The 26,248-nt window shown below is 61.5% G+C and carries 27 protein-coding genes and 1 pseudogene; 16 read left to right on the forward strand and 12 right to left on the reverse strand.

The features are described from left to right. Nucleotides 1-173 (forward strand): annotated as a pseudogene (locus tag BMW75_RS29140) (IS5/IS1182 family transposase); the annotation flags it as partial. 194 nt (nt 174-367) lie between these two features. Here the strand turns inward: BMW75_RS29140 and BMW75_RS15150 are convergent. Together BMW75_RS15150 and gcvA are read right to left on the reverse strand one after the other, a co-directional pair. Beyond that, nucleotides 368-751: a c-type cytochrome gene (locus BMW75_RS15150; RefSeq protein ID WP_092580777.1), complete on the reverse strand. Its 384-nt coding sequence runs from the start codon at nt 749-751 to the stop codon at nt 368-370. A 294-nt stretch (nt 752-1,045) separates the two neighbouring features. Then, a complete protein-coding gene (gene gcvA, locus BMW75_RS15155) occupies nt 1,046-1,957 on the reverse strand; it encodes a transcriptional regulator GcvA (protein WP_092580438.1) in 912 nt (303 codons plus the stop codon). A 221-nt stretch (nt 1,958-2,178) separates the two neighbouring features. Here gcvA and BMW75_RS15160 point away from each other — a divergent pair, with 221 nt between their 5' ends. The 6 genes from BMW75_RS15160 (at nt 2,179) to BMW75_RS15185 (ending at nt 6,630) form a co-directional block, all read left to right on the forward strand. Further along, the gene (locus BMW75_RS15160) at nt 2,179-2,952 is read left to right on the forward strand and encodes an SDR family NAD(P)-dependent oxidoreductase (protein ID WP_092580440.1); all 774 of its coding nucleotides are present in this window, start codon (nt 2,179-2,181) and stop codon (nt 2,950-2,952) included. Between the two features lie 78 nt (nt 2,953-3,030). After that, the gene (locus BMW75_RS15165; RefSeq protein WP_092580442.1) at nt 3,031-3,312 is read left to right on the forward strand and encodes a hypothetical protein; all 282 of its coding nucleotides are present in this window, start codon (nt 3,031-3,033) and stop codon (nt 3,310-3,312) included. A 57-nt stretch (nt 3,313-3,369) separates the two neighbouring features. After that, nucleotides 3,370-3,714, forward strand: a complete 345-nt coding sequence (locus BMW75_RS15170) for a carboxymuconolactone decarboxylase family protein (protein WP_092580444.1) — start codon at nt 3,370-3,372, stop codon at nt 3,712-3,714. 65 nt (nt 3,715-3,779) lie between these two features. Next, nucleotides 3,780-4,448 carry a cupin domain-containing protein gene (locus BMW75_RS15175; RefSeq protein ID WP_092580446.1) on the forward strand — a complete coding sequence of 223 codons (669 nt, stop codon included), beginning with the start codon at nt 3,780-3,782 and terminating at the stop codon, nt 4,446-4,448. A gap of 2 nt (nt 4,449-4,450) precedes the next feature. Continuing rightward, the gene (locus BMW75_RS15180; protein WP_092580448.1) at nt 4,451-5,590 is read left to right on the forward strand and encodes a flavin monoamine oxidase family protein; all 1,140 of its coding nucleotides are present in this window, start codon (nt 4,451-4,453) and stop codon (nt 5,588-5,590) included. A gap of 11 nt (nt 5,591-5,601) precedes the next feature. Next, nucleotides 5,602-6,630: an alcohol dehydrogenase catalytic domain-containing protein gene (locus tag BMW75_RS15185; protein WP_092580450.1), complete on the forward strand. Its 1,029-nt coding sequence runs from the start codon at nt 5,602-5,604 to the stop codon at nt 6,628-6,630. Between the two features lie 17 nt (nt 6,631-6,647). On the opposite strand, the gene BMW75_RS15190 is transcribed toward BMW75_RS15185, so the two are convergent. Together BMW75_RS15190 and BMW75_RS15195 are read right to left on the reverse strand one after the other, a co-directional pair. Further along, a complete protein-coding gene (locus BMW75_RS15190) occupies nt 6,648-7,406 on the reverse strand; it encodes a TSUP family transporter (RefSeq protein WP_092580452.1) in 759 nt (252 codons plus the stop codon). Nucleotides 7,407-7,487: 81 nt separating this feature from the next. Then, nucleotides 7,488-8,717 carry an MFS transporter gene (locus BMW75_RS15195; RefSeq protein ID WP_092580454.1) on the reverse strand — a complete coding sequence of 410 codons (1,230 nt, stop codon included), beginning with the start codon at nt 8,715-8,717 and terminating at the stop codon, nt 7,488-7,490. 104 nt (nt 8,718-8,821) lie between these two features. On the opposite strand from BMW75_RS15195, the gene BMW75_RS15200 reads away from it, so the two are divergent. Further along, on the forward strand, nt 8,822-9,646 hold the full coding sequence (locus BMW75_RS15200) for an AraC family transcriptional regulator (RefSeq protein ID WP_092580456.1): 825 nt from the start codon (nt 8,822-8,824) through the stop codon (nt 9,644-9,646). A 77-nt stretch (nt 9,647-9,723) separates the two neighbouring features. Here the strand turns inward: BMW75_RS15200 and BMW75_RS15205 are convergent, their stop codons facing one another. The 3 genes from BMW75_RS15205 to BMW75_RS15215 all read right to left on the reverse strand — a co-directional run bounded on the left by BMW75_RS15205 (nt 9,724) and on the right by BMW75_RS15215 (nt 12,746). Beyond that, the gene (locus BMW75_RS15205) at nt 9,724-10,701 is read right to left on the reverse strand and encodes a Bug family tripartite tricarboxylate transporter substrate binding protein (protein WP_092580458.1); all 978 of its coding nucleotides are present in this window, start codon (nt 10,699-10,701) and stop codon (nt 9,724-9,726) included. Nucleotides 10,702-10,743: 42 nt separating this feature from the next. Further along, a complete protein-coding gene (locus BMW75_RS15210) occupies nt 10,744-11,667 on the reverse strand; it encodes a hydroxyacid dehydrogenase (protein ID WP_254792026.1) in 924 nt (307 codons plus the stop codon). Nucleotides 11,668-11,864: 197 nt separating this feature from the next. Further along, entirely contained in the window at nt 11,865-12,746 is an 882-nt protein-coding gene (locus BMW75_RS15215; RefSeq protein ID WP_092580460.1) for a LysR substrate-binding domain-containing protein, read from the reverse strand. A 297-nt stretch (nt 12,747-13,043) separates the two neighbouring features. On the opposite strand from BMW75_RS15215, the gene BMW75_RS29460 reads away from it, so the two are divergent. The 6 genes from BMW75_RS29460 (at nt 13,044) to BMW75_RS15240 (ending at nt 17,502) form a co-directional block, all read left to right on the forward strand. Further along, the gene (locus BMW75_RS29460; RefSeq protein ID WP_175493176.1) at nt 13,044-13,211 is read left to right on the forward strand and encodes a hypothetical protein; all 168 of its coding nucleotides are present in this window, start codon (nt 13,044-13,046) and stop codon (nt 13,209-13,211) included. Between the two features lie 244 nt (nt 13,212-13,455). Then, a complete protein-coding gene (gene poxB / locus BMW75_RS15220) occupies nt 13,456-15,183 on the forward strand; it encodes a ubiquinone-dependent pyruvate dehydrogenase (RefSeq protein ID WP_092580462.1) in 1,728 nt (575 codons plus the stop codon). Between the two features lie 120 nt (nt 15,184-15,303). Further along, nucleotides 15,304-15,507: an aldehyde dehydrogenase family protein gene (locus BMW75_RS29710; protein WP_092580464.1), complete on the forward strand. Its 204-nt coding sequence runs from the start codon at nt 15,304-15,306 to the stop codon at nt 15,505-15,507. Nucleotides 15,508-15,681: 174 nt separating this feature from the next. Next, nucleotides 15,682-16,698, forward strand: a complete 1,017-nt coding sequence (locus BMW75_RS15230; protein ID WP_092580466.1) for a hypothetical protein — start codon at nt 15,682-15,684, stop codon at nt 16,696-16,698. Further along, nucleotides 16,695-17,234 (forward strand): hypothetical protein, encoded by a 540-nt coding sequence (locus BMW75_RS15235; protein ID WP_092580468.1) that lies wholly within the window; start codon nt 16,695-16,697, stop codon nt 17,232-17,234. Before BMW75_RS15230 ends, BMW75_RS15235 begins: the two co-directional genes overlap by 4 nt. 58 nt (nt 17,235-17,292) lie before the next feature. Then, entirely contained in the window at nt 17,293-17,502 is a 210-nt protein-coding gene (locus BMW75_RS15240) for a GntR family transcriptional regulator (protein WP_254792027.1), read from the forward strand. A 132-nt stretch (nt 17,503-17,634) separates the two neighbouring features. Here BMW75_RS15240 and BMW75_RS15245 read toward each other — a convergent pair whose 3' ends face one another. From BMW75_RS15245 to BMW75_RS15265, 5 genes are read right to left on the reverse strand one after another with little or no spacing between them, the layout of a single operon-like run. Beyond that, entirely contained in the window at nt 17,635-18,660 is a 1,026-nt protein-coding gene (locus tag BMW75_RS15245) for a Bug family tripartite tricarboxylate transporter substrate binding protein (protein WP_092580470.1), read from the reverse strand. 56 nt (nt 18,661-18,716) lie between these two features. Further along, nucleotides 18,717-19,490: an SDR family NAD(P)-dependent oxidoreductase gene (locus BMW75_RS15250; protein ID WP_092580472.1), complete on the reverse strand. Its 774-nt coding sequence runs from the start codon at nt 19,488-19,490 to the stop codon at nt 18,717-18,719. Then, nucleotides 19,487-20,206, reverse strand: coding sequence for an SDR family NAD(P)-dependent oxidoreductase (locus BMW75_RS15255; RefSeq protein ID WP_092580474.1), 720 nt, complete (start codon nt 20,204-20,206; stop codon nt 19,487-19,489). The genes BMW75_RS15250 and BMW75_RS15255 overlap by 4 nt, the downstream gene beginning before the upstream one ends. 12 nt (nt 20,207-20,218) lie before the next feature. Next, the gene (locus tag BMW75_RS15260; RefSeq protein ID WP_092580476.1) at nt 20,219-21,115 is read right to left on the reverse strand and encodes an isocitrate lyase/PEP mutase family protein; all 897 of its coding nucleotides are present in this window, start codon (nt 21,113-21,115) and stop codon (nt 20,219-20,221) included. Between the two features lie 21 nt (nt 21,116-21,136). Then, on the reverse strand, nt 21,137-21,859 hold the full coding sequence (locus BMW75_RS15265) for a GntR family transcriptional regulator (protein WP_092580478.1): 723 nt from the start codon (nt 21,857-21,859) through the stop codon (nt 21,137-21,139). Nucleotides 21,860-22,156: 297 nt separating this feature from the next. On the opposite strand from BMW75_RS15265, the gene acnA reads away from it, so the two are divergent. Both acnA and BMW75_RS15275 read left to right on the forward strand, forming a co-directional pair. Then, nucleotides 22,157-24,850, forward strand: coding sequence for an aconitate hydratase AcnA (acnA, locus tag BMW75_RS15270; protein ID WP_254792028.1), 2,694 nt, complete (start codon nt 22,157-22,159; stop codon nt 24,848-24,850). 30 nt (nt 24,851-24,880) lie between these two features. Continuing rightward, entirely contained in the window at nt 24,881-26,242 is a 1,362-nt protein-coding gene (locus BMW75_RS15275; RefSeq protein WP_092580482.1) for a dihydroorotase, read from the forward strand. The last annotated feature ends 6 nt before the right edge of the window (nt 26,243-26,248 follow it).

The raw sequence follows: 26,248 nt of genomic DNA on the forward strand, positions 1-26,248 counted from the left end.
ATGTGTTCGGCACGTTCAAGCACTGGATGGGCTATACGCACTTCCTGACTCGTCGCCTGGGGAATGTGAGCACGGAAATGAGCTTGAATGTACTGGCCTATAACCTCAAGCGGGTCATGCAAATCCTGGGCTACCAGCAGACCATGAAAGCGGTGCTGGCGATGGGCGGCTGAGCCCTTCATGTGACCCATAACGCACCTCAGGCCCTATCCGGGCCGCCCAAACGGCCTTGAGTGAGCCCCGCTTCGAAAAATCGAAGTGAAGACCGCCCAAGGTGATGCGGATCAGGCTATTGCGCTGTAGCTGGCAGGACGAAAAGCGTTTCCACACAGCCTCGACCCGAAGCGGTCAGGCGGTCAACGCGCCGTTATCGGCTCTTAGAAATCACATCGCTCATGTACTTGTTCAAATCGCGAAAATCCTGAACGGTCCAGGAGTGCGGTGCCAGCTTTACGCCGTTCTCCCTCAACGTTCTCGGAATCAGGTCTCCGTTCGGACGATGTATTACCGACGAGACAATGACGCCAGGATAATCATTGAGCCGCTTTTTGAACGCAGCAGTTGTGAGGTCAGGAGTGGGAGGATTGCTTTTCTTAGCCAATGGCCCTGTGCCCTTGATATCTGCACCGTGGCACATCGCGCATCTCTGCGTGTAGAGAGTCTTCCCGTTGATGTTTTGTGCGAAGGATCGTGACGGTTGAGTCAAAACCAACGTTCCTAGCGTAGCGATGAGTAATTCTCTTGCTTTTATGGGCCCTGGCTTATCACGCAAATTGGCGGGGCGCCGAGTATAGACTCCTAAGCTAGGAATGGCTCGTCTTGGCCGCTATTGGCCGAGAGCCGCCTCCAACTGCCCAAACCCGCTCCCGAACCATCGCGGTCCTTCTAATTTCTCAGCGCAGTAGGTGGAGTGGGTCTCCCAGGAGTAACCACGCGTGTTCTCGTTTGCACGCGCTGACATTCGAGCGATTCGTGCGCGAATGAGATTGGCGTTGCGCCACGAGGAATCACACCTAGCCTCCGGGCGGTGGGCGAAAATTGGTAGTTAAATGGGCCCTTCGCGCAGCAGCCATTCCCGGAACGCCACCAACTTCGGCAAGCTGGCGCACTCCGTGCGATAAATGACGTAGTACGCGAGCGACGACGCAACCTGAATCTCTGGAAAGAGCCGCACCAGCCGTCCCGCCGTCAAGTCGTCTCGCGCCATCACGCTGCGAGCCAGCGCAATTCCATGGCCTTCCGCAGCGGCCTGCAATACCGCCGCAGAGTTGTTGATCTTCATGCCCCGAGAGGTGCTGATATCAGACACGCCAGCTGCTTGAAACCAAGTCTTCCACGTAGGAAAACCGGTGTGCCCGTCCATTGAAAGATCGTGGATGAGCGTTTCGCTCGACAAGCTTTCAGGCCCTTCAAAGCCTCCGCGTCCGCGCAACAACTCTGGCGAGCAGACTGGGTAGATCTCTTCGTCCATCAGCTTTTCCGCCACCAGTCCGGGCCACTGACCCAAGCCGTAACGCACACCAATGTCCACCCCTTGCGCCACGAAATCGACGGGTTTGAGATTGGTGTCAAGACGGACATCGGTATCGGGCCACGCGCTTTGAAAGCCGTCGATTCTTGGCAGTAGCCATTTGGCTGCGAAAGCCGGACTGACAGCGACAGTCAACACGCCGCTTGCCGAGCCTTCTTTCAGTGTTTCCAACCCCAGTCGCAATCTGTCGAATCCGGCTCGGATGTCGGGCAGGGCGCGTTGCGCCGCCTCGGTGACAACGAGTCTCGCCCGGCCGCTGGTGCTGCGCCGAAACAGCGGTACGCCCAGCCATTCTTCAAGCGTCCGTACGAGTTGGCCGACGGCAGCCGGCGTCACGTTTAATTCCGCCGCTGCGGCGGAAAAACTTTGATGGCGCGCACTGGCCTCGAATGCCCGCAACGCGTTCAAGTGAACAGGAGACTTCATAGCGGTAAAGATTTTCTATGCCGAACGGACACTTTATCTCGTTTGTTGAGCGAAGGCGATAAGAGAAAAATGACATCCAGATCAAGGAGTGGCCAAGCGTGACCCCTGGTCGGCATCCGGCACTTCCATCAAGCGTGGACGGGTATGGATAGCTTTTCTTGTTTGAAGTGTCGTATTTCCTAAACCAAGCCTGCCATTGGGCATATCGAAGAGGTTTCACTATGAGCAATCAATTTAACGGAAAGAAGCTGCTGGTCGTTGGCGGTACCAGCGGCATGGGCCTGGAAACGGCCAAGATGGTGTTGTCGCAGGGCGGCAGCGCCGTGATCGTGGGTCATCGGCCGGAGAAGACCGAGGAAGCCCGTAAGGAATTGTCGGCGCTGGGCACAGTCGACTCGATCACCGCGGATCTGTCCAGCCGCGAAGGCCTGGATGCGCTCCTCCAAACCATCGATGTGCAGCACGCGGACGTGGACCTATTGGTCAATGCGGCGGGGTTGTTCTTGCCCAAGCCGTTTCTGGAGCACACGGACGCCGACTATGACCAGTACATGGCCCTGAACAAGGCGATCTACTTCGTCTCGCAGCGGGTCGCCGCCAACCTCGTGGCTAATGGTCGTCCGGGTGCCATCGTCAACATCGGCTCAATGTGGGCGAAGCAGGCAATTGCTGCTACGCCGTCCTCGGCTTACTCGATGGCCAAGGCAGGCCTGCATTCGCTGACCCAGCATATGGCGATGGAACTGGCGGGCAAGCATATCCGAGTCAACGCGGTGTCGCCGGCAGTGGTGCAAACGCCCATCTATGAGGGCTTCATTCCGAAGGCTGAGGTGCACGCGGCGCTGCAAGGCTTCAACAGCTTCCATCCCATCGGCCGCGTGGGCACCCCGCAAGACGTGGCGCAAGTCGTCGCGTTCCTGCTTTCGGACAAGGCGGGCTGGGTCACCGGCGCTATCTGGGACGTGGACGGCGGCGTGATGGCTGGCCGCAACTAATGCACTGTGGGCAAGCGCGCCGCGCTTGCCCACGACAGTGTCTGTTTTATCTACCCTGATTCGCAAGGAGCAATGCAAATGGTCTATCTGCAAATCACGCTGAAAATTGCTGATTCCAACCGCGCAGCCGCCGCGGCCATCTACCAAAAGTACAAGGCGCCTTTCCTTGGCACGATCGCGGGCGCCGAACGCAAGGAACTCTTGGTGCGAGACGAGGACGTCCAAGTGCTGCATGGGTTCGACAGCAAGGAAAATGCGAGCGCGTATTTGGAAAGCGAACTGTTCAACGTTGACGTAGTCGGCAGCCTCAGTCCGCTGCTAGACAGCGCGCCTGCCGTGCGGATCTATCAAGTTGCATGAGTCCTGATTTCGGGTGCCGACCGGGCACCCGAAAATGAACGAAACAAGAGAAAACCTATGATGCAAGACTGGAACACCTATCGCGATTCCCTCCTGGGTCGCGTGGGCGAATTCGCCAATCTGAACCCCAACGTGATGAAGGGATTGGCGACGATTGATGGCGCGGCAGCTAAATCCGGCCATCTCGAACCGAAAATGCACGAGTTGATCGCGTTGGCCGTGGCGGTGACCACGCGGTGCGACGGCTGCATTTCCGTTCATACAAAAAAGGCGGTCGAACATGGCGCAACGCTCGAAGAAATTTCTGAGGCGCTTGGTGTCGCAATCGCATTGAATGCCGGGGCAGCGCTGGTGTATTCAGCGCGCGTTCTGGAAGCTCACGGACAACTTCTGAACACCTAAGCCGCCGCGAGTGGTTCGCCAACCGCATGATCGGCGAACCACTCCAGTAGCTTTGAGGGAAATTTATGCTCGTCAACGCCGACTTCTCGCGTCGCGCCATCGTCGCTCCTGACCAGTATGTCTGGATTACGTCGCCCCAGAGCGGGGTCGAACGTGTGATGCTCGATAGGCTGGGCGGGGAAAAAGCTCGGGCCACCAGCATTGTGCGGTACGTGCCAGACTCCCATTTCCCCCACCATCAACATCCAGGCGGGGAAGAGATCTTCGTGTTGTCTGGCACTTTCTCGGACGACGACGCGAACTATCCCTCTGGATGGTACCTGCGCAATCCGCCCGGCTCTTCGCATCGTCCCTTCACGGACGCCGGCGCGATCATCTTCGTCAAGCTGTGGCAGATGCCTGCCGGCGAGGATCGGCGGATCCGCATTGACACGGGTTCGTCTGACAATTGGACAGGCCCACAAGGTCAAGAATCGTGCATGCTGTTTGCGTCAGAACACGAGCAAGTGCGGCTGCAGCGCTTCTCGCCGCAGCAGAGCATTATCTCCGCGGAAGCGGGCGGTTCAGAGTTGCTGGTTCTCGCGGGTGAAGTGATGTTGGACGGAAGTTCGTACCAACGAGGATCCTGGATGCGGCTGCCCGCCGGCGACGCGTTGGACTTGGCATCTGGCTCCCGCGGCGCGACCCTCTATCTGAAAACTGGCCGATTCATCAATACCCAGCTGGAGGCCTGAACGTGAACAAAGTTCGAATCGCAATTGTTGGCGGTGGCCTGAGTGGCTTGCATGCGGCCCGGCGACTGGAGCGTCAAGGCATTCATGACTATGTTCTGCTGGAGGCGCGCGATGCGCTCGGCGGCCGGATTGCGTCATTAGATGCTTCGGGCACGAGCACACTAGATCTCGCCAGTGTTGCAGGCCCGTTCGATCTTGGTCCGACCTGGTTCTGGCCCGACTACCAGCGCCAACTGCACCGTCTGGTGGAGGAACTGGGCCTCGCGCATTTCGCGCAGTTCGAATCCGGGGATACCGTTGTTGAAAATTCGCCGACTGCCCCACCTGTGCGCGTTCGTGGGTACGTGAATTCTCCAACGTCCATGCGACTGATCGGCGGTATGAGCGCTCTGATCGATGCTGTACGCGCAGGTATCGACCCGGAACGGATCATTACCGGTCTGGTGGTCCGCTCCCTTCGGAGCGAGAAGGATTTTGTCGATCTAACCTCGGTCGATTCTGCCGGTCGGACCTCCACTTGGCGGGCCGAGCATGTGCTGCTCGCGCTGCCACCCCGGCTAGCGGCTCAGACGATCAGGTTCGAGCCGCCTTTACCCGAACCCTTGGCAGATGAGTGGAATTCGACTGCTACCTGGATGGCGGCTCAGGCGAAGTACGTCGCCGTGTATGACACGCCGTTCTGGCGGGAGCAGGGACTCTCGGGCGAGGGCCGCAGCAGAAGGGGGCCGATGGTTGAGATTCACGACGCTTCCATGCCCGGTGGCAGCGCGGCCTTGTTCGGCTTCATTGGCATACCGGCCCAAGCACGCAAGACCGTGGACGATGACGTGATGCGCGCGCTTTGTCGCGCGCAAATGGCACGGCTCTTCGGCCCGCAGGCGGGCACGCCGCGCGCTGACGTGGTGAAAGACTGGGCACGGGAACCGTTTACGGCCGTTCCCGCTGACTTGGCTGGTGAGGCAAGCCACGGGCCGGCGCCTTCGAGCATGGCGTCCTCCGGCCCGTGGCATGGACGTTTGATTGGTATGGCCAGCGAATGGTCGCCTCAGTTTCCTGGCTATGTCGCAGGGGCCATCGAGGCGGCTGAACTTGGCTTGAAGGTCGTGTTGTCTGCGATGGCCGACACTGCCGGACGCGAATAGGAGCAACGAAGATGAAAGCAACTTATCGCGCAATGCAGGTTGCGCAGCCCGGAATCTTGCAACTTGTCGAGCGTCCGGCTCCCTCGCCCGGTGCAGGCGAGGTGCTCATCGCGGTCGAAGCCTGCGGCATCTGCGGCGCCGACATTGGCGACATTGAAAGGCCCGATGCAGCCGTGCCGTTGCCGCGGGTGCCTGGCCATGAGGTGGTGGGACGAATTGCAGCCATTGGCCCAGCCACGTCCTCTATGTGGAAGGTCGGGCAACGGGTTGGGGTTGGACGCCTCGGTGGGCATTGCAATGAATGCGTCCAATGCCGGCAGGGCAATTTTCAGCTGTGTCTGAGCCAGCCCGTCGTAGGCCGGTCCTGCGATGGCGGCTATGCGGAGATGATGCTCGCCCGAAGCACAGGCCTGGTGGCGATTCCCGACGAATTGAACTCAGAAGAGGCCGCGCCGATCTTGTGCGCCGGCATTGCTACCTTCAATGCACTCAAGAAATGTGGCGCTCAGGCGGGCGATGTCGTTGCCATCCTGGGGATCGGTGGACTAGGGCACCTGGCCGTGCAATATGCGCGGAAAATGGGTTTCAAGGTTGTTGCGATCGGGCGCGGTCAAGATATCGTTCAGGAAGTAATGAACCTTGGTGCGCATGTGTACGTGGACACCAATCAACAGGATGCTGGCGAGGCCCTCAAGCACCTGGGCGGTGCTGCCGCCGTCGTGACAACGATCAGCAATCCGGCCGCCGTGGCGAGCGCACTGGCGGGGCTTGCCCCTAAGGGGCGACTAGTCGTGCTGGGTGCGGGTAAGGACGAGCTTGCCGTGCCCCCGGGATTTCTGGTGGGAGGCGAACGCCGGCTACTGGGATCGATAACGGGTACGCCCTACGAGAACGAGCGGGCGCTGAAATTTGGCGTGTTGGCTGACGTGCACCCGTGGATAGAACTGATGGCCCTGGAACAAGCCAACGAGGCCTACCAACGAATGAAGTCCGGAAAAGCGAAGTTCCGCATGGTACTGACCGTGGCTGCGAACAGTTGAATCGAATCGCCTGACCGCTACGTCGTTTGAAGAACGGAGATCGACGAGACGCTCATGATGAGTCCAGTTGCGGCAAGCAGTGTGCGCACAAGCAACCGCAGGACTACTGCCGAGAATGGAGGCGGCCTACGTGCGGTCGGCATCGTGACCAATAGCACGATCGGCACGGACATGATCGTCAGTTCGAATGACAGCTCGGTGAAGCCGATCGTCGGCATCATGACGGCGAATCGAATCAGTCCGGCGGCGCCGTTGAGGAACATCAGGGATTCCCGTGTTTTAGCCAGATCCCAAGGCTGCCGGTACAACAGGAATACAAGCGGCGGGCCGCCTGCCGCGAATAGACCGTTCATCAGACCGGAAAGGAAGCCGACTGCAAGAAAGGCGCCTGGTGAAGACGCACAGGCCCGCTGTTGGTTGCTCCGCCCTAGCATCCGGGCGCAATAGATGATGCTCAGGCCGAGTAGAAGACGCAGTAGCTCATAAGCGTTCCCCATGATCCACGCCAAGGCCGCTATCCCCAACATCGTGCCTATCATGCTGGCAATCAGGAGCGGCCACAACTTCCGGTCCAGCCGTAATGCTCGCCGCTTGTAAAGAAACACGGCCGCGTTGACCACTGCAATGATCGAAACGGCATTGGCGACATCCGGCAGCGGCAAGATTCCGCCGGCGCCGGTGAGGCCGAGCAGGACCAGCGCGAGCGCGAAGCCTGTCAGGTTCTGCGCATACACCGCCACCGCGACGAAGAAGAGGAACAGCATGCTGTTCAGCATGGTTCAATCTCCTCGCCGCGACGGTTCGACGTCATTTTGGCGCATGCCGGTCGAGCGTGAACCTCTTGTGGATGCGCGGCTTCATGGGCTCAGTGCCACGGCCTTTCTGCGCATGGCAACGCCAAGGGCGGCGACGGACAGCGCCAGCGGAATGAACGACACCCACAGCACGGTGTTCCAACCGAACGCCGACAGCAGGCCCCCGGATGAAAAGGAGCCGATTGCCATCAAGCCGAAGACGATGAAGTCATTCAGGGACTGGACGCGTGTTTTCTCCTCGGGCCGATGGCATTCCAGCACCAGCGCGGACGCGCCCAGAAACCCGAAGTTCCATCCCACGCCGAGCAGGATCAGCGACCACCAGAAGTGCATGACGTCGATACCTCCCAGGCCCACCGCAGCCGCCACGCCAATCAACACGAGGCCCATGGTTGCTACCCGTCCCGCACCGAAGCGGGAGATCAGTCTGCCGGTGAAGAAACTTGGCGCGTACATGGCAATGACATGCCACTGCAATCCCAGATTGGCCGACTCCTGCGAGTGGCCGCAGATGTGCATGGCCAGCGGTGCGGCCGTCATGAGGAAGTTCATGAGCATGTATGAGACGGCGCCGGCGATCACTGCGGCGATGAACCGCGGTTGCAGCGCAATCTCGGAAAGCGGGCGCCCGCCCGCGACCTCTTCAGCAGTGGGTGCCGGCAGTCTGACGCCGATAAGAATGAACGCGGAAATCGCTGCAACCGCCGCTTGCGCTAGAAAGGTGGCGGCAAACATGTGCGGAGGCCACAGGTTCATGGTCATGGTGACGAGTTGTGGCCCGACTACCCCGGCGGCGACGCCACCCGCCATGACCAGTGATAGCGCGCGCGCCCGTCGCTTTGGTTCCACGCCGTCCGCGGCGGCGAAGCGGAAGGACAGGACCACTGCCGCATAAACGCCGCCGAAGAACGTGGCCAGGCTGAATAGCCAGAAGCTTCCGATCATGACTGCCAGCATCGCCAGCAGACCGGTGAGCACGCCAGCGCCGGTGCCCAGCAGAAATGCCGCACGCCTGCCGTGGCGCCTGGCGACGGCGCCCATGGGCAGCGTGCATGTCGCCATGCCCACCACAAAAATGGAAATCGGCAGGGTCGCGAGCATGGGCGTCGGGGCAAGCATATTGCCGACGATGGAGCCGGTTGCATAAACGACCACCGAATTCGCGCCCGCCAGGGCCTGGGCGGTGGTCAGTCGCCAGATATTGCCGTGTTGGACGCCCTCGGGCAGAACAGCGGGGCGATCATGCCCTGGGGAGGCGCTACTTTGTGTCATTGCTGAGAACGGCGTGAGATGGGGATTGGGGAGAGGGCATTACAACTCAAGGTTACGTTGATGATCTATCGAGAGATTGCCAAGTTATATAGAATCGGCGACATATGAACGCGCTCATGCAGTGGAAAGCCATCACCGCTCCGCCGGATGTCCCGTCGCCTTCGCCTATGACCATGAGGGTGCAGTCGATCGGCGCGCGGCATTATTTCGCTGCGCATACGCATGAATGGCATCAGGTCGTGTACGCGGTTTCCGGCGTACTCATGGTGACGGCGGACGGGAGTTCGTTCGCCATATCGCCGAATCAGGCGGCGTGGGTTCCGTCAGGAACCGAGCATAGCGTTGGGTCTTTCCTTGGTGCCGAATATCGCAGTCTGTGGCTTGCCGATCACCCTGGGGGAACGCTTTCCGAGGGTGGCGTGGCGGTGTTTAGCGTTTCAGCCCTGTTGAAGGCGCTGCTTGTCGAGGCGGCGACGCTTCAAGGCAATCCGGACGAGGAAGGATATTTCGGTCGAATTTACAGGCTGGTGCTCGACCAGCTCTGCCGTGCAACCCCGATTTCATTGGTCTTGGCCTGGCCGTCAAGCGCTGCGTTGCTGACCCTTTGCGAGACCTTGTACAACCAGCCGGCAGATCCAAGAGGCCCCAACGATTGGGGCCGCGAGCTGGGGATGTCCGGCCGCACACTGGCCAGGAAGTTCTTCGCAGAAACCGGTCTGACCCTGCGCGATTGGCGCCGCCGGCTGAAGTTGTTCAGAGCCATCGAGCTTCTGGAAAGCGGACTCGACGTAACGGGGATCGCGCTGGAACTGGGCTATAGCTCCGCATCGTCCTTCATCTTCGCATTCCGTTCCGAAATGAAGTGCAGCCCGATGGCATATAAGCGGGAACGGGCACCAAATCGTGCCGCTTCGCCCGACGAGGACTAGCCGCGGAGACCGGATCTGCCTGACCCCACCGAAAGGTTAATCGGCGGAGCATACCGCCATCCCTGGCGGTATGCGGCTCACTCTGCCTTGATGCCCGCGGCTTCGATGACCGCGCGCCAGCGTGCAACTTCATCGCTCCAGAAGGTTGCGAACTCCGCCGGCCCTCGCGCGTCCACGCGGAAGCCGAGCGAGCGCGTTTTTTCAGCGACTGCGGGAACTTCCATGATGTTCACCAGCTCCTTCCCCAAACGTTGAACGATGGCGTCAGGCGTGCCGCTGGGTAGCATGACCGCGGTCCACTGCTCGACGTTCAGCTTTGGCATACCGGCTTCAGCTGACGTGGGCACATTGGGAAGCTGCGGATTCCTTTCCGAACTAGCGATCGCAATGGCACGAAGTTTGCCTGATTGAACATACGGCAGCGATTCAGCGTAATTGCTGAAGATCACATCCAGCTGTCCGCCCATCAGGTCTGTCAATGACGGGGAACCTCCGCTATAGGGGATGTGCAGGATCTTTGTGCCGTTTAGCTGATTGAATAGGGCCAGCGACAGGTGAGACGGTGTGCCCACGCCGCTGGACCCCGAATTCAAATCCTTGGCTTTCGCTGCCTTGACCAGGTCGTCGAGCGTGTGGATGCTGCTGTTCGCGGGCACTACAACCAGGATCGGCGTCGACGCCAGTAACGCTACGGGCTTCAGGTCTTTCGTGATGTCAAAGCGGCTCCTGTCGCGCAGCAACGTGGCATTGACGGAGTGGGTCATGGTGATAGCCAGCAGCGTGTTGCCATCTGGCGTCGCCCGCGAAACCTGCTCGGCGCCGATCATTGCTCCAGCGCCTGGGCGATTTTCGACGACGACCGACACATTCATCCGTTCGCCGAGCTGCTGGCCGACCAGACGTGCCATGACGTCGGTAAGCCCGCCCGGGGGGAAAGGAACGACATATCGCAAGACGCTACCCTTCTTCAGGTAGTCGGTGGCCTGCGCGTTGACAACGGGCGCGATGGCGGCAAGGGCCAGCGCCGATGCAAGCAGCATTCTTCTGGTAATCATTATGTCTCCTGTCTGTACGCTTCTTATGGTGGCGTCGCAGAGTCAACCCAGTGCTTCGAGGACCTTCTCTGCAACTAGACTGCTTACTCGTTGGTTTGACTCAAGCGTCAAGCCGGCAGTGTGGGGAGTGAGGATCAGATTCGGGCAATCGCGGAAATGCGTTGAATCGGGAAGCGGCTCTTTATCGAAAACATCAAGGGCGGCGCCTCCCAATTGACCGCTTCGTAGCGCCGTCGCCACGGCGATTTCATCGACGATTCCGCCCCGAGCCGTGTTGATCAGCACGGCTCCCGGCTTCATTGCATTGATGCGGCGTTCGTCGAAGAAATTGCGAGTCGACTCGAGCAGGGGCATGTGCAGGCTGATGACGTCCGATTCCTCGATCAGGCTATCCAGACCCGAAATGGCAACGCCGAGCTTCGCGAAAATCGGATTGTCGTGCGCCATACCGGGATCGAAAGCCACGACGGACATTCCAAGCGCCTTCGCGAGCCGTGCGGTCAGCTGGCCGATCGAACCGAAACCGAGTAGTCCTAATGTCTTTCCTGCGATCTCGCGACCCTTTGACAACGCGTCCCGAGGCCATTCGCCGGCGGCGACGGCCGCTGTTGATCCGTACGAGCCACGCAACAGTACCAAGGCAGTTGCGATGACGTACTCAGCGACACTGTTTGCGTTTGCACCGGTTGCTGGGAAGACTTGAATGTCTTGCCGCTTGCAGCCGTCGAGATCGATGTTGTCCAAGCCGACGCCAAGGCGGCCCACCACTTTGCATCGCTTAAGAGATGCCAGCAGCTCGCCCCGCACCTGCGTACGGTTCCTCACGATAAGCGCGTCGCAATCCGCCGCATGCTCGATCATTCGCGGCAGGTCGTTTACCAGTTGGGGGTCGTATGTTACTTGCGCCCTTGACATCAGCCGATCGACTGCCGGGGCATCCATGAATTCGGTTACGACTATTTTCAACGAGCTCTCCTTCTGGCGCTATGAAATGATTTGCACTCGACCGTTGCGGATGATTTGGCCAATCGGGTCGGCGTCACGAGGCAATCCCATAGTAAAAAGGCGCAAGGTTTACCAAAAGCAAATTTTTGTGCATGTGAGCATCGGATATTGCGATGCTCACGGGCGGGAGAGGGCAATCCTGATGCTCTCAAACGGGCTTATTTCGAAAGCGGGGAATTTTGGCCAAATGCTCTGAAGCAGGCGATGAGAACCTGCGTGGCGCGGCTTTCGATATTCGCGGGTCTGACGGCAAGACACACGGTCCGGAATGTCCCAGGCAGATCGACGAATCTCAGTGCGTCATCGTGTCGCGCCGGCCCTTTCAACACGGGTAAGACAGTCACGCCGATGTCGTGCCGGACCAAGGAGAGGACGGCGTCGTGAGAGTCCAGTTCCATGACGGGATGAACCGTTATGCCGGAGTCTGAGATGAACGACTCGATTTGCTTGCCTATCCAGGTGGTCTTATCGAAAGCAATGTACGGATGCTCTTCGAGCGCCGCCTTGACGCTGGTGAAGCTTCGTTGCGCATTCATTACCAGAGCCAGCGGTTCCGTATAGAGCTCGTGAAAGCTCAGCGATGTGGCCACATGCGGAGGGGGCATGGAAATCACCGCCGCGTCGAGCACGCCGGCTTCCACTTGCAGCGCCAGGTCGGGCGATCTTTTCGCGGTGATGCGCAGCTCCAATGATGGATGGTCAGCGCTCAGCCGCTTCAAGACTCCCGGAAGTCCGCCCGACAACGTGCTCGTTATGACGCCCAGGGCCAGCCTTCCTTTGAGCGTACTGCTGCTGCCGAGTGAAGCCATTTCCGCCTGCAGATCCAATATCTGGCGCGCCAGAGGCACAAGCTGGTGCGCCCGGTCGTTCAGCATGATGGATCGGCCGGTGCGTACGAATAGTTCCACACCGAGTTCGTCCTCGAGGTTTCTGAGCTGGACGCTGACGGCGGCGGGGGAAAGGTGCACGGCTTGCGCGGCGGCGCTCACTGTACCGAATTGATGGAGCGCCAGGAAAGCGCGCAGTGAACGGCTCTGCATGATGGATTTTGGCTATTGGGACTGCCAGTCACGGTAGCATTAAAACAAAGTTCTAAAGGCCGAATGACCGCTTTTGGCCGAACGCAGTCGGTCGCCAATCGCTTAAGGCTCACTACTGTCTGAAAGGTAAGTGATCTGGGAGGAGGTCTGCTTTGGATGTGTCGACACAAAGCGGCGCCTAAGTTCAATGAACTTTCTGCGAAAAAGATATTGGGTTCAATGAACCATGAACACCAAGGTGGATGAGCCGAAATTTGCTAAGTCTTTGATCTAAAAGACGTCAAGGTATTACCTTCGATGAACTTCGACATCAAGGCTTTGCCTTCAGTGAACTTCGATAGCGCGGTCGTCGAATCCCCTCCCGACGTTGCCGGCGTAGCGCAAGTCGCCGCTGGAATGCCGCTTGCCGCCCGCCAGTCCGCCAGCGCCTTTGCAGCCTCGCCAAGAATCGGCTTCTGGACCTGAGCCCGAACGGCGCCAGTCTGGTTGGTCTTGGAATGTGCCATCGTATATAGAGATAGCCATCGCCTATCCGTCGGGTGTATTGCACCGTGCCACGCACCGCCTCCTTTCGGGCGGGCGCCACGGCGCGACATGTGGGCTTGGCACCGGGTGCGGTGCTACGATTTCCGCACGTGTGTCAACTTCCGGCGCTGGGGGCAAACCGTAGCGATAAGTGTCCCGGCGGCGTTCCTTCAAGGAGCATTCCATGGCCGCAACCGTCGCAGATTATCTTGTTAAAGTGCTTGCCGAAGTTGGGGTTCGCCGCATCTGGGGCGTGACGGGCGACAGTCTCAATGGACTGAACGACAGCCTTCGAAGGATGGACCAGATCGAGTGGATGCACACCCGCCACGAAGAGACCGCGGCTTTCGCCGCCGGCGCCGAGGCCGCGATTACGGGCACGCTGGCGGTATGCGCAGGCAGTTGCGGTCCCGGCAATCTGCACCTGATCAACGGCCTGTTCGACTGCCAACGCAGCCGCGTCCCGGTGCTGGCCATCGCCGCCCACATTCCGTCGTCTGAAATCGGGCTGGGGTACTTCCAGGAAACCCATCCCCAGGACTTGTTCAAGGAATGCTCGGAATTTGTCGAACTCGTCACCAATCCTGCGCAACTTCCTGGGGTGCTGGCCCGCGCCATCAACACGGCGATCGGCAAACAGGGGGTGGCGGTCCTGGTGATACCCGGCGACGTGGCGCTCGCCGCCGCGCCTTCGGACGTGCCGGCGTCTTGGCCTTTGCCACCCGCGCGCCCGCACATCCGCCCGGACGCAATGGCGGTGCAGGAAATGGTCCAACTGTTGAACGGGGCAGGGAAGGTGTCGATACTGGCCGGCAGCGGCTGCGCCGGCAGCCACGACGCGGTCGTCGCGCTGGCCCAGCGCCTCAAGGCGCCCGTCGTCCATGCGCTGCGCGGCAAAGAGCACGTCGAGTGGAACAACCCCTACGATGTCGGCATGACGGGCTTCATCGGCTTTTCGTCCGGCTACCACGCGATGGAAAACGCCGACCTCCTGCTGATGCTGGGCACGGACTTTCCCTATCGCCCGTTCTATCCCAAACACGCAAAGATCGTGCAGGTCGATCGCGATCCAAGCGCGCTCGGCCGGCGTGCACCGCTGACGTTGGGCATTGCCGCCGACGTGGACGAGACCATCGCCGCGCTGCTGGAGCAGCTTGACGAGCGCCAAGACAGCGCCTTCCTCGACGCCGCGCTCCGGCATTACCGGGATTCCCGCAAAGAACTCGACAACCTTGCCGCACCGGCGCCGGCAGGCCGCCCTTTGCATCCCCAGTATCTGGCCCGCCGCATCAACGAACTGGCCGATGACGACGCCATCTTCGCAGTGGACGTCGGCTCGCCAACCGTGTGGGCGGCCCGATACCTCACCATGAATGGCAAGCGCCGATTGCTGGGTTCCTTCAACCACGGCTCGATGGCCAATGCGATGCTCCAGGCGCTTGGCGCGCAGGCAGCGGCGCCTGGCCGGCAGGTAATTTCAATGTCCGGCGACGGCGGGTTCACGATGATGATGGGAGACTTCCTGTCCCTGTGCCAGTTGCAGCTTCCCGTAAAGATCGTCGTCTTCAACAACGGCGCTCTCGGCTTTGTTTCCATGGAAATGAAAGCCGCGGGGTTTCTGGATACGGGAACCGACCTGTCAAATCCCGATTTCGCCGCCATGGCCGAAGCGGTCGGCGTACGAGGCATCCGAGTCGAATCGTCCGAATTCCTTGATGCCGCGCTGCAGGAGGCGCTTGCTCACCCCGGCCCGGTTCTGGTCGACGTGCTGACCTCGGCGCAAGAGCTGATCGTCCCCCCCAAGATCAAGCTCGAACAGGCCAAGGGGTTTGGCTTGTACATGCTGAAGGCCATCATGAACGGCAGGGGCGACGAGGTGATTGAGTTGGCCAGGACGAATCTGGGGCGGTGAGGGGCGTCTTTATGCTTGGATTTTTGTGAAAGCACGAATACACGCGCAAGCTCATCGCGGCGGTGCCTCGGCCGGATCCCGCTCGGAGGCGCTTGAGAAAGACGCCTGAATAGATCTGGCGTGGTTCATGCGGGCGCGTGGCCGACGGCGGTTACGCTGACCGGATCGACTGCCGTGGGAAAACGGGTGGCCTTGCAGGCGGGCAGCCTGCTGAAGAGGCAGGTGCTGAAGCTGGGCGGGTCGGATCTTTTCATTGTGCCGGCGGATGCAGACATCGCTACTAAAGCCACTCGAGTTTGCCCGCCCACCGAATACTCTAAATAGAGTATGGATCGACCCTTCCCTCTTAATTATCTTTCGCTCTTATGTACAAGCTCGAAGCGCAGTGGCGAAGCGCAAGACTTGCGGACGTGGGGTTGGCTTTCCTATCCATCAGACTGACCGGGCGAGATAACGGTCAACTGCTGGCGAAGAATCGTGGGCCTGCATCGGAGCGCAATGATGACGCAAGAATGCCAGGTGCGTGTGGCGTATCCCCGGTGGCGCGGGCTTTGGGCTCTCGTCCTGGCGGGCAGCCTGCTGGGAGGCTGTACTGCGCTGCCCGATACGCGCGGCTTCACGGCGGCCACCATCCAACTCAAGGACGCGGTGGGAACAACCGGCGAGGCAGTCAGAACGGAGGTCGCGTCCGCGAGCAGCGCCGGCGCCATCGCGCTCGACGACGCCTCGATCAAGAAACTGGACGCGGCGTGGTTGGCAACCATGAATTCGCTGGAAGCGATGGTCGCCTACGCGCAGTCCATCGAACAGATTGTCGACTCGGGCAATAGAGGGGCCGAGAGCGCAAGGCAGGTGGCGGATTCTGTCAAGCGACTGGTTGACACAGTCAAGATTGATGCGACAACGGGAGCCAGCGCGGAGGTAGTGGGTCTCGCGGCAGACACCGTTGCATTCGTCTATGGGGAATACGCCAAGCACGTCGCCGCACAGTCACTCGAGGAAGCACTAATCAAGTTTGGCCCCTCGATGGTCAAGATCACCGCCCTGGTCAAAGCGCAAGTCGCAGATGCACGGCGTCTGTTTGTCCTGCAAATCGAGACCCAGGTTCAACACCTGAAAAGCGGCAATGTATATGGGGATTGGATCAAGCGAAACGATGAGCTCGGCATGCAGCAGAAGAGCGCCACGCTGCAATTGCTTGCCTTGACCTCGGGGCCTGCGAGACAGCCTGCCAAGACCAATGAGCTGAAGGCCAAACTCGCCCAACTGGACATCGTCCGCCAGCAGATCGCCCCTCACATGGACGAGTACAACGACAAGCTCAAGGCAATTCGGCAACGCGAGAAGGCCGGGCTGTCGATAATTTTGGCCGCCGAGAATGCGCTCGCCACGTGGGGTGCAACGCAGTCCCAGTTGGCACTAGCCGTGAAGGAACGCAAACCTGTCAATGTGGATTCGCTCATCGCGGCGGTCGCCGAAATCAAGACCCTTACGCAAAGGTGGCGTGAACTATGAGCAATATCATCGGATTCGCGGCATGTAGCAAAGAGCTAAAGCGGTTGCTCGACGATGTTGCCAAGATAATTAATGCCGCTAAAGACAAGGACTCGGCAGCGTTTGACGAGGCGGTAATTACGCAGTCGAAAAGGCTCGTGGACTTTACGAATCAGACCGAGGCCGAGGACATCTTCGATGCAGTGGAAGTGGACAACATAAGGAGCATCGACGAGCAAGCGGAAGCAGCACGAAAAGAGATTATGGGCAAAACCGCTGCGGAAATTATCAACGTCATGCATGGCCGGATTGTGTTGCTGAATCAGCTGGAGAAGACGGTCAAGCAGCAAACCGCTGAAAACGAGCATAACGCCAAGCGGATCCGCTTGATCCCGGTACGTAACGCGATTGACGCCGTTACCGAAACGATCGACGCGTTCAAAAAGGCCAGAGACGCGCTGGCCGACGACCAACCGAATGAAGCGAACGTCAAAGCGAGAATCGACGCCGTCCTGCGTGCGATCAGCGCAGTGGAGAAGGCTGCCCAGGATTTATAGCGGCGCGCTGAACACTTGAGAGTAGAGAAGATCATGGCATCAGTGCGTAGGGCGCGACATGCGGCTGTATGGCATCAGTTCGCCAGCCGGCCTGGAGCGCCAGCGCGCGTCGGTTTCCGAACACTACGAAATGATCGAGCTGGCCGCGACGCATCAATGCGAGGCGATTTCCGCGTTGATCACCCGTCATATCGATTCATGGAAACCGTTGATGACCTCGGCGCTAGAGGCGCTGTTTAGCGATAGGCCGGGAACGAAACCACGCTAATCGTGAAGGTTTGGTTGCAGTGAACGGCCTTGGGAATCGCGAAGGCTCGCACTCTTGGGAGAGTGCGAGCCATGATCAAGAACACCGCGAACAAGCTTTCCCCTGAAAGGCGCGAGCGCGCGGGGATGCTGCCTAGTCGATGCGGGCGCCGGAGATCTTGACCGCCTCGGCCCACTTCGCAATTTCCTTCTGCACGAAGGCCTGGAACTGCTCGGGCGTGCTGGGCGTGAACTCGCTACCGGCGGCGATCATCTTTTCCTTCGCCTTCGGGTCGGACATGGCTTCGCGTATGTCCGCCGAGATCTTATCCACCAACGGCTTGGGCGTGCCCTTGGGAGCAAAGAAGCCAGACCAGGGCGGTGCGGCATAGCCTGCGAAGCCCTGCTCAGCCACCGTCGGGTAGTCCGGCGCGCTTGCAAAACGCTCCGCCGTGGTTACCGCCACGATCTTCAGCTTGCCGCTCTTGGCGTAGGCCTGCACGGCGGGCAGGCCGGTGATGCCCACCTGGATCTGACCGCCCAGCAGGTCGGTCACCATCGGCGCACTGCCGCGATACGGAATGTGCGAGAGCTCGAACTTGCCCTGGCTCTTGATCAGTTCCATGCCCAGGTGCGAAGCGGTGCCGTTGCCGTCGGAGCCATACGAATAGTGCGCATCGGGCTTCTTCAGCAGTGCGATGAGTTCTTGCAGGTTGTTGGCCGGCACATCATTGTTGACGATGATGGCATTGGGATAGAGCGTGGCTTGCGAGACGGCTTCGAAGTCCTTGATCGGGTCGTAGCGCATGTTCTTGTAGAGCGAGGTGTTGATGCCGTGCGACCCCGTGACACCCAGCACAAGGGTGTAGCCATCGGGCGCGGCGCGCGCCACGTATTCCGAGCCGACGTTGCCGCCCGCGCCCGGCTTGTTCTCGACGACGACTGGCTGACCCCACTTTTTGGACAGGCCTTCGGCTACCAGGCGCGCGGTGAGGTCGGTGGCGCCGCCGGCCGGGAACGGCACCACGATGGTTACCGGTCGCGTGGGAAAGTTGTCGATACCCTGCGCAAAGGCAGGGGCGGTGACAAGCCCGACGGCCCCGGCAAGCGTGGCCAGCATGCCGAGGGCTCTGCGGCGCGACATGCGCGTGTGCGTTGCGGAAGTAATCGAGTGCGTCATGATTCAAGCCCCTTGTTATGTGGTGTAAGCACTGCGTGAATAAAACGGTGACCACGCTATTGCGCGGTGTAGCCGCCGTCGGCACGAATATCCGTGCCCGTGATGAACGAGGCATCCTCGCTGATCAGAAAAACTGCGGTCCGCGCGATCTCTTCAGCGGTGCCGAGCCGCCCGACCGGATATTTGCTGGCTAACGCCGCGTTGGCTGCGTGCGCGCCGCCGTAGCGATCCACCAGGCGGCTGGTCAAGACCGCGCCGGGCGACAGGCTCAAGGCGCGGACGCCGTCGGCGGCATGGTCGACCGCGATGGCGCGCGCCAGTGCGATCAGGCCTGCCTTGCTCGCGCCATAGGCGCCGCGGCCAGGCGCGGCCACGCTTCCTAATTGCGAAGCAATGTTCAGCACGACGCCGCCGCCCGCGCGCGCCATATGCGCAATTGCCCACTTGCTCATCAGCCATGCACCGGTCAGGTTCACGTCCAGCGCAAGCCGCCATTGTTCCGGTGTCAGGTCAGCGACCTTCACGCCTGGCGTGACCGTGGCGGCGTTGTTCACCAACGTGTCGATGGCGCCCCAGTGCGCAGCCACCTGCTCCACGGCCGCCCGCGAGGCGGAGACGTCCGCGATGTCGCAGCTCAGGGCCAGGATTCGGGATGGCGCGACGGCCAGAGTCCGGCAGCATTGCGCCAGCATGTCCGCGTCCCGATCCAGTAAAGCCACGCGGGCGCCCGCATCCAGGCAATGCCTGGCGATGGCCTGGCCCAGCCCGCCGGCAGCGCCGGTCACAATCACAACCTTTCCGTCCAGCACGGGTGCGTTCGTCGTTGTCATGACGTCATTGCTCCCAACGAGGCGCCGCCGCAGACGTAGAGCGTCTGCCCTGTGATGGCTCCCGCCTCGTCGCTCAGAAAGAAGGCGATGGTCGCGGCGACTTCGCGCGCGTCGATCAGGCGGCCCAGCGGCAGGTTCACGCTCGGCGCGGCGCCGCGTTTCGGATCGTGCAACATGGGGGTGTCGACCGCGCCGGGCGCGATCACGTTGACCGTGATGCCACGGCCGACGAGTTCTGCGGCCAAACTTCGCGCCATGCCAATCTGTGCGGACTTGGTGGCGGCATACGCCAAGCGGTGCGCGCGACCCAGCACGGCGCGGCTGGACACCAGCACGATGCGGCCGCGACGGTCGGGGAGTTGCGGCGCCAAGGCCTGGACCAGCGCCATCGGCGCGGCACCATGCAGGCGCCAGAGCAGCTCTGCGTCTTCCGGTCGCGTATCCAGCGCGCCGCCCGTGCGCACCAGGCCCGCGCAGTGCACCAGCGCGGTCGGACCGCAGCCGTCCAGGTCCGCGCACAAAGCGTGCAATGCGGCAGGGTCGGACAGGTCGCAAACAAGGTGGCGGTACTGCGGGTTGTCCTGGACGGCGGCTGGCGCGATGTCCACGCCGGTCACCTGCCAGCCCGCCGCCAGCAGCCGCTGGGTCAACGCAAGGCCGATGCCGGATGCCGCGCCTGTCAGGACGCAATGCGCCGACGCGCTACGCTCGATCATGTCAGTGCCTGGTCAGTTGTCCAGCGTCGTCAGGCGCTTTTCCAGGGCGCGCATCTGCTCGTAGCCCATGAGCTGCATGATGTCTTCGATGCCTACCAGCAAATCGGGACGATCCGCCGGTTCGCCCGTGGTGATCACGCCTTGCATGACCTGCAGGGCCTGGCGCATGCCGTGGATGGCGGCGGCAGGCAGCATGCGTGGGAGGCTGATGCGCTTGACGCCGATTTCCTTCAGGCGCGGCAGTGGAATCAGCGGAGTGGTTGGGCGGTTGCGGATGCCGAAGCCCATGTTGATGCTGACGGGGATGCCCGCGGCGTCCACAAGCCGCTTGATATCGTCCTCGGTGCGCACCGCATCGGGGAACAGCATGTCCGCGCCCGCCTGCGCATAGGCGCGGGCACGCTTGACCGCGCCGTCAATGCCCTCGATGGCGAGCGAGTCCGTGCGGGCGATGATGACGAAATCGTCGTCACGTCGTGCCAGGCAGGCGGCTTCGATTTTCTTGACCATCTCGGCCTGGCTGACAACGTCTTTGCCGGGCATGTGGCCGCAGCGCTTGGGGCTGACTTGGTCCTCAAGGTTGATGCCTGCCACGCCGGCTTCCTCGAACATCTGCACCGTGTGGTAGACATTGACCGGATTGCCGTAGCCGGTATCCGCGTCGGCGGTAATCGGGATGGAGACGGACCTTGCCAGATGGCGGCAGTGGGTGACGTTTTCGGCCAGACCCATTACGCCGATATCGGCGATGCCCAGCAGCGCATTCGACACGGCCGCGCCGCTGGTGCAGGCGGTCTTGAAACCAGCAGCTTCAACCAGGCGGACGCTGTATCCATCGTAGACACCGGGGGACACGAGGAAGGGTTCGTTCTTCAGCAATTGCCGGAACTGGTGGCGCGGGTTGTTCATGTCGTGCTGCTCCAAAGGGCGTTATGCGGCCGAGACGGGATGCCCGGCAATGCCGGATGCCCCTTCTGCCAGGTGTTCAAAGAGATGTTGCGCTGCGCGTTCGATGTGAGACCGCATGAGCGACTCCGCCAGCTCAGCATCGCGCGCGCGGATGGCGCGCAAGATCTGCCAGTGTTCGGCGTAGGCGTCGTCCTTGCGCTCAAGCACGGTGCCGGAGTGCCGGCGATAGACGCGCAACAGGTGATAGAGGTCGCCGCACAGGGCGTTGATGATGCGGGTGTTGCCGCTGGCCAGCACGATGCGCTCGTGGAAGTCGAAGACACGGGGAGCCGGCGCGCCGTCGCTAGCGGCGGCCAGGCGGCGCTGGCGGTCCTGCTCCAGCTCGACCAGCAACTGCGCGATTTCCTCGTCGCTCATGCGGCGAGTGGCCAAGTTGCAGGCCACGCCTTCCAGCGCCATCCGCATTTGGAACAGTTCCAGCGCCGACTCCGCCGACAGCGTCACGACGCGCGCCTTGATGTAGGGCTCGCGCGTGACCAGTTGAATGCCTTGCAAGCGGCGCACCGCTTCGCGAACCGGGCCGCGGCTGACGCCGAACTCCTGCGCCAGCGCGACCTCATTGATGACGCTGCCCGGCGCAAGCCGGCCTTGGTAGATCGCTTCCAGCACTCGGTCGAACACCACGTCGGCCAACGGGCCGGAGGCGTCTTCCTTGGTGGTGATGGGGGGCGTGGAGATGTTCATAGTGTTAACAGCCTATCAAGGGAGTTATTAAAGTGTCAACTCTTTTGGGATCCGGCTTGGCGCGATGCAGCCCGTCGTTTCCGGGGATTTCTACGGAGAAAAATGGATTTTATGCCTATTTATCAGGGTCTTCCCTAAGTGGTGGGCAAGAACTTCGTTGTAGGCACTTTTGGTGTGAGGGATGGATGGACCCGGCAAAGTCCGTAGTCCCATTCTTAGATTCCGCCATAGTGTTGACACTATTGTTTTTAAGGTCGTAAGATGGCCTCAATTGATATTCTCCCGATTACGATTGCCATGATCCAGTCTTTCTCCTGTAGCGGCAGGGCGCTGCGCTACGCGGATCTGTCCGTCGCCGCCCGAGCAGAAGGCCGCGACATCCAGACATATCCCTATGTCATCCGCGTGCTGCTGGAGAACCTTCTGCGGCACCGAGCATGGGGCGCGGCCGTATCCGAAGCGGAAATCACCAGGCTGTGGGATTGGGGAAAGCACCCCGGGGCTGATCTGCCGCTGCATGTTGCCCGCGTGATCCTGCCGGACTCCAGCGGGCTGCCGGTGCTGCAAGACCTGGCAGCCTTGCGCGACGCTGTCGCCCAGGCAGGCGGCGACGCCGCGCAGGTCGACACCCGAATTCCCGTGGATCTGATCGTGGATCACTCGCTTCAGGTCGACTATTGGGGCCAGGCAGGGGCGTTGCAGCGCAATCTGCGCCGCGAATTCGAACGTAACGACGAACGCTACCGATTCCTGAAGTGGGCGCAGCAGGCCTTCAAGGGACTGCGCGTCATCACGCCGGGCATCGGAATTATTCATCAGGTCAACCTGGAGTATTTGGCGCCGGTGGTAGCGCGCCAGACACGACAGGGCGGCGAGTGGGTCTACCCAGATTTCGTGATCGGCGGCGATTCCCACACGCCCATGGTCAACGCGCTGGGCGTGCTGGGTTGGGGAGTGGGCGGCATCGACGCCGAGGCGGCCCTGCTGGGCCACGCCTACACCTTCCCCATTCCGGAGGTTGTGGGAGTGCGGCTGCACGGCGCCATTGAAGCGCCAGCCCTCACCACGGATGCCGCGCTGCTGGTTACGCAGCAACTTCGCGCCGCGGGCGTGGTGGGCAGCATGGTCGAATTCTTCGGCCCGGCGGTGGCGGCGCTCAGTGTGCCCGAGCGAGCCACGATCGCCAACATGGCGCCGGAATACGGCGCCACCTGCGGCTTTTTTCCGATCGACGCGCGCACGCTGGATTACGCACGCATGACCGGGCGCGACGAAGAGCAGCTGGCGTTGATTGAAGCCTACGCGCGCGTCAACCTGTTGTGGCGTGACGATTCGCAAGCGGCGCCCGCCTATAGTCGGGTGGTCGATATCGATCTGTCGGCGGCGCGTCCCAGCTTGGCCGGTCCGCGCCGCCCGCAGGACCGCATGGATGTGGCGGATGTTGCCGCAGACTTCCTGCGCCGTCTGAGCGAGCCGCAGTCGGAAGGCGGGTTCGATGTGAATATGGACACCGCACGTCCGGCGAGTCGGGACGTCGTCGGCCATGGCTCGGTGGCACTGGCGGCGATTACCTCTTGCACCAATACGTCCAACCCCAGTGTGATGCTGGCGGCGGGCCTGATCGCACAGAAGGCGCTGGCGCTTGGCCTGACGCCGCCCGCCTGGGTCAAGCGATCGCTGGCGCCCGGCTCGCGTGCTGTCACCCGCTATCTGGAAGCCGCGGGGCTGCTAACGGCTCTGCAAGCCCAGGGCTTTCACGTGATCGGCTACGGCTGCACGACTTGCGGCGGCAAATCAGGTCCCCTGGATTCCGGGGTGGCTGACGCCATTGTCGAAGGCGGCCTGGTTGCCGCCGCCGTGCTGTCGGGAAATCGGAATTTCGAAGGACGCATCCACAAACTGCTGCGCGCCAACTACATCGGGTCGCCCGCGATGGTGGTGCTGTACGCGCTGGCGGGCCGCATCGACGTGGATTTCGAGCACGAGCCGCTGGGGCCGGGCGCGGACGGTGCGCCGGTCTATCTGCGCGATGTCTGGCCCAGCCAAGACGAGATCACGGCCTTGATGCCGTTGGCGTCGGACCCATCGCTGTTCGCCGAAGTCTATGACCCTGCCAGCCTGGACAGCGCGATCTGGCGAGACTTGTCCGCGCCGGCCGGCTTGCGCTTTCCTTGGGACCCGGATTCGCAATACCTGGTCGAACCTCCGTTCTTCAAAACCGAACCCGGCCGCGACGCGCTGGGCGACCTGGCGGCTGCCCTGGCGCATGGGCGGGTGCTGGCCGCGTTCGGCGATTCGCTGACCACCGACCATATTTCGCCCAGCGGCGAGATCCCCTCCGACACGCCCGCGGGCATGTACCTGATCGGCAAGGGAGTGGCGCCGCGCGACTTCAATACGTATGTGGCCCGCCGTTGCAACCACCACGTCATGACGCGTGGCACCTTCGCCAACATCCGCATCAAGAACGCGCTGACACCGGGCGTGGAAGGCGGCGTCACCCGCCACTATCCAAGCGGCAGGCTCATGCCGATTGTCGATGCTGCGACTGCTTACCGCGAGGCCGGCGAGGCCTGCGTCATCCTGGGCGGCAAGGACTACGGCATGGGCAGCAGCCGCGATTGGGCTGCGAAGGGCTCGGCACTGCTGGGCGTGCGCGCCGTGATCGCGGAGTCGTTTGAACGCATCCATCGCGCCAATCTGGTGGGCATGGGCGTGCTGCCGCTGGCGTTCGCGCCCGGCCATGGCTGGCGTCAGTTGGGGCTGACCGGCGCGGAGACGCTGCGCTTGGAGAATGTGACGAATGGCGTGTTGAAGGGGGAACCCATCGACGTGATTGCCGAGGAAGGGGACCGCCAGGTGCGCTTCCAGGCCTATGCCCAGGTACTCACGCACGCTGAACGCAAGCTCATCGCGGAAGGCGGGATCCCCGCCAGCGTCCTCAACGCATTTTTGACCGACACGGCGGCCGCCGACGCGGCCCATTGCTGACAACGCGCATCACTCTGGAAACTCGACATCATGCTGGATCTCTTACTGAAGAATGCAAGGCTGCTGCTGCCGCAGCAGGGCCTGACCGAGGGCGTGCTGGGCGTCATTGACGGCCGCATTGCCATCATCGCCGAACCAGGCACACCGCTTGAGGCCCGCGAAACGATCGACTGCCAGGGGCTGTGGGTGCTGCCCGGCCTGATCGACCCTCACGTGCACTTCGGCTTCGGCTCGCCGGAAACCGACTTCGAGACTGAGTCGCGCTTCGCCGCGCTGGGTGGCACCACCACCGTGCTGTCGTTCCATCGGTCCGCAGACATCCGCGAATCATTTGAAAAGGTGCGCGACCGCGCGCTGTCGCAAAGCTGCATCGACTTCGGCTTCCATTTCGGCATCACCAGCAATCTGCATGTGGAAACGCTCGAGGAAATCTCACGCCGTTTCGGCGTGTCGTCCTACAAGCTCTACATGATGTACAAAGGCGCGGCGGGCCTGTCCAAGGGATTTACCGACATCGACGACGGCCTGCTGTATTCGGCCTTGCGCGCCACGGCCGCCATTCCCGGCGCGATCATGGGCGTGCACTGCGAAAACGTCGAGGTCATCCCCGTACTGAGAGATCCCCTGCGCGCGGCCGGCCGCGACGATTTGAAGGCCTGGAACGAGCAGAGCCCGGACTTCCTGGAAGCCGAGAACGTACATCGTGTGTGCTATTTCGCGGCGAAGACGGGCGCCGCGGTCAATATCGTGCACCTGAGCAGCCGCGAAGCGCTGGACGAGGCGCGGCGCCATCGGCGCACGCCCGGCGCGCCGCCCATTTACGTCGAGACCTGCCCGCACTACCTCTTCCTGAACGACGAGTCGCCCGCGGGGACCTATGCCAAGGTCAACCCGCCGGTGCGAGGCCAAAGCGATGTGGAAGCCATGTGGGAGGGCGTGCTGGACGGCTCCATCACCACGATCGGCACCGACCACGTGCCCCGCAAGCGGGCCACCAAGGACACAGATATCTGGGCGGCCAGCAACGGGTTTCCGGGCACCGGCCTGATGTTGCCGATCTTGCTGCACGAAGGCTATCACCGCCGCGGCGTCCCTCTGGAAACGCTGATGAAGGTCAGTGCCGAGAGCTCAGCCCGCATCTATCGCATGCCGGGCAAGGGCAGCATCGAGATCGGCAAGGACGCAGACCTGGTGATCGTGGACCCCCACCTGCAACGCACCGTCGATCCGGCCACCCTGGAATCGAACTCCGACTATTCGCCTTACGAAGGCATGACCCTGAAAGGCTGGCCCATACGCACCCTGGTGCGCGGGCGCACCGTGGCGCAGGACGGCCGCATCACAGATGCGGCCCGTGCCAATCCTGGCGGCCGCTATCTCAAGCGTCTTTGAACTGAA

The sequence above is a fragment of the Achromobacter sp. NFACC18-2 genome, from assembly GCF_900108985.1.
Classification (GTDB): Bacteria; Pseudomonadota; Gammaproteobacteria; order Burkholderiales; family Burkholderiaceae_B; genus Achromobacter.

Coding starts and splice junctions, on each gene's coding strand:
- BMW75_RS15190 (WP_092580452.1), bottom strand. CDS start 7,406: ATGCTGAACAGCATGCTGTTCCTCTTCTTCGTCGCGGTGGCGGTGTAT.
- BMW75_RS15230 (WP_092580466.1), top strand. CDS start 15,682: ATGATGACGCAAGAATGCCAGGTGCGTGTGGCGTATCCCCGGTGGCGC.
- BMW75_RS15240 (WP_254792027.1), top strand. CDS start 17,293: ATGCGGCTGTATGGCATCAGTTCGCCAGCCGGCCTGGAGCGCCAGCGC.
- BMW75_RS15250 (WP_092580472.1), bottom strand. CDS start 19,490: ATGACAACGACGAACGCACCCGTGCTGGACGGAAAGGTTGTGATTGTG.
- acnA (WP_254792028.1), top strand. CDS start 22,157: ATGATCCAGTCTTTCTCCTGTAGCGGCAGGGCGCTGCGCTACGCGGAT.
- BMW75_RS15275 (WP_092580482.1), top strand. CDS start 24,881: ATGCTGGATCTCTTACTGAAGAATGCAAGGCTGCTGCTGCCGCAGCAG.
- BMW75_RS15265 (WP_092580478.1), bottom strand. CDS start 21,859: ATGAACATCTCCACGCCCCCCATCACCACCAAGGAAGACGCCTCCGGC.
- BMW75_RS15205 (WP_092580458.1), bottom strand. CDS start 10,701: ATGATTACCAGAAGAATGCTGCTTGCATCGGCGCTGGCCCTTGCCGCC.
- BMW75_RS15175 (WP_092580446.1), top strand. CDS start 3,780: ATGCTCGTCAACGCCGACTTCTCGCGTCGCGCCATCGTCGCTCCTGAC.
- BMW75_RS15260 (WP_092580476.1), bottom strand. CDS start 21,115: ATGAACAACCCGCGCCACCAGTTCCGGCAATTGCTGAAGAACGAACCC.
- BMW75_RS15215 (WP_092580460.1), bottom strand. CDS start 12,746: ATGCAGAGCCGTTCACTGCGCGCTTTCCTGGCGCTCCATCAATTCGGT.
- BMW75_RS15200 (WP_092580456.1), top strand. CDS start 8,822: ATGAACGCGCTCATGCAGTGGAAAGCCATCACCGCTCCGCCGGATGTC.
- BMW75_RS15160 (WP_092580440.1), top strand. CDS start 2,179: ATGAGCAATCAATTTAACGGAAAGAAGCTGCTGGTCGTTGGCGGTACC.
- BMW75_RS15185 (WP_092580450.1), top strand. CDS start 5,602: ATGAAAGCAACTTATCGCGCAATGCAGGTTGCGCAGCCCGGAATCTTG.
- poxB (WP_092580462.1), top strand. CDS start 13,456: ATGGCCGCAACCGTCGCAGATTATCTTGTTAAAGTGCTTGCCGAAGTT.
- BMW75_RS29460 (WP_175493176.1), top strand. CDS start 13,044: ATGAACTTCGACATCAAGGCTTTGCCTTCAGTGAACTTCGATAGCGCG.
- gcvA (WP_092580438.1), bottom strand. CDS start 1,957: ATGAAGTCTCCTGTTCACTTGAACGCGTTGCGGGCATTCGAGGCCAGT.
- BMW75_RS15165 (WP_092580442.1), top strand. CDS start 3,031: ATGGTCTATCTGCAAATCACGCTGAAAATTGCTGATTCCAACCGCGCA.
- BMW75_RS15170 (WP_092580444.1), top strand. CDS start 3,370: ATGATGCAAGACTGGAACACCTATCGCGATTCCCTCCTGGGTCGCGTG.
- BMW75_RS15245 (WP_092580470.1), bottom strand. CDS start 18,660: ATGACGCACTCGATTACTTCCGCAACGCACACGCGCATGTCGCGCCGC.
- BMW75_RS15195 (WP_092580454.1), bottom strand. CDS start 8,717: ATGACACAAAGTAGCGCCTCCCCAGGGCATGATCGCCCCGCTGTTCTG.
- BMW75_RS15255 (WP_092580474.1), bottom strand. CDS start 20,206: ATGATCGAGCGTAGCGCGTCGGCGCATTGCGTCCTGACAGGCGCGGCA.
- BMW75_RS15235 (WP_092580468.1), top strand. CDS start 16,695: ATGAGCAATATCATCGGATTCGCGGCATGTAGCAAAGAGCTAAAGCGG.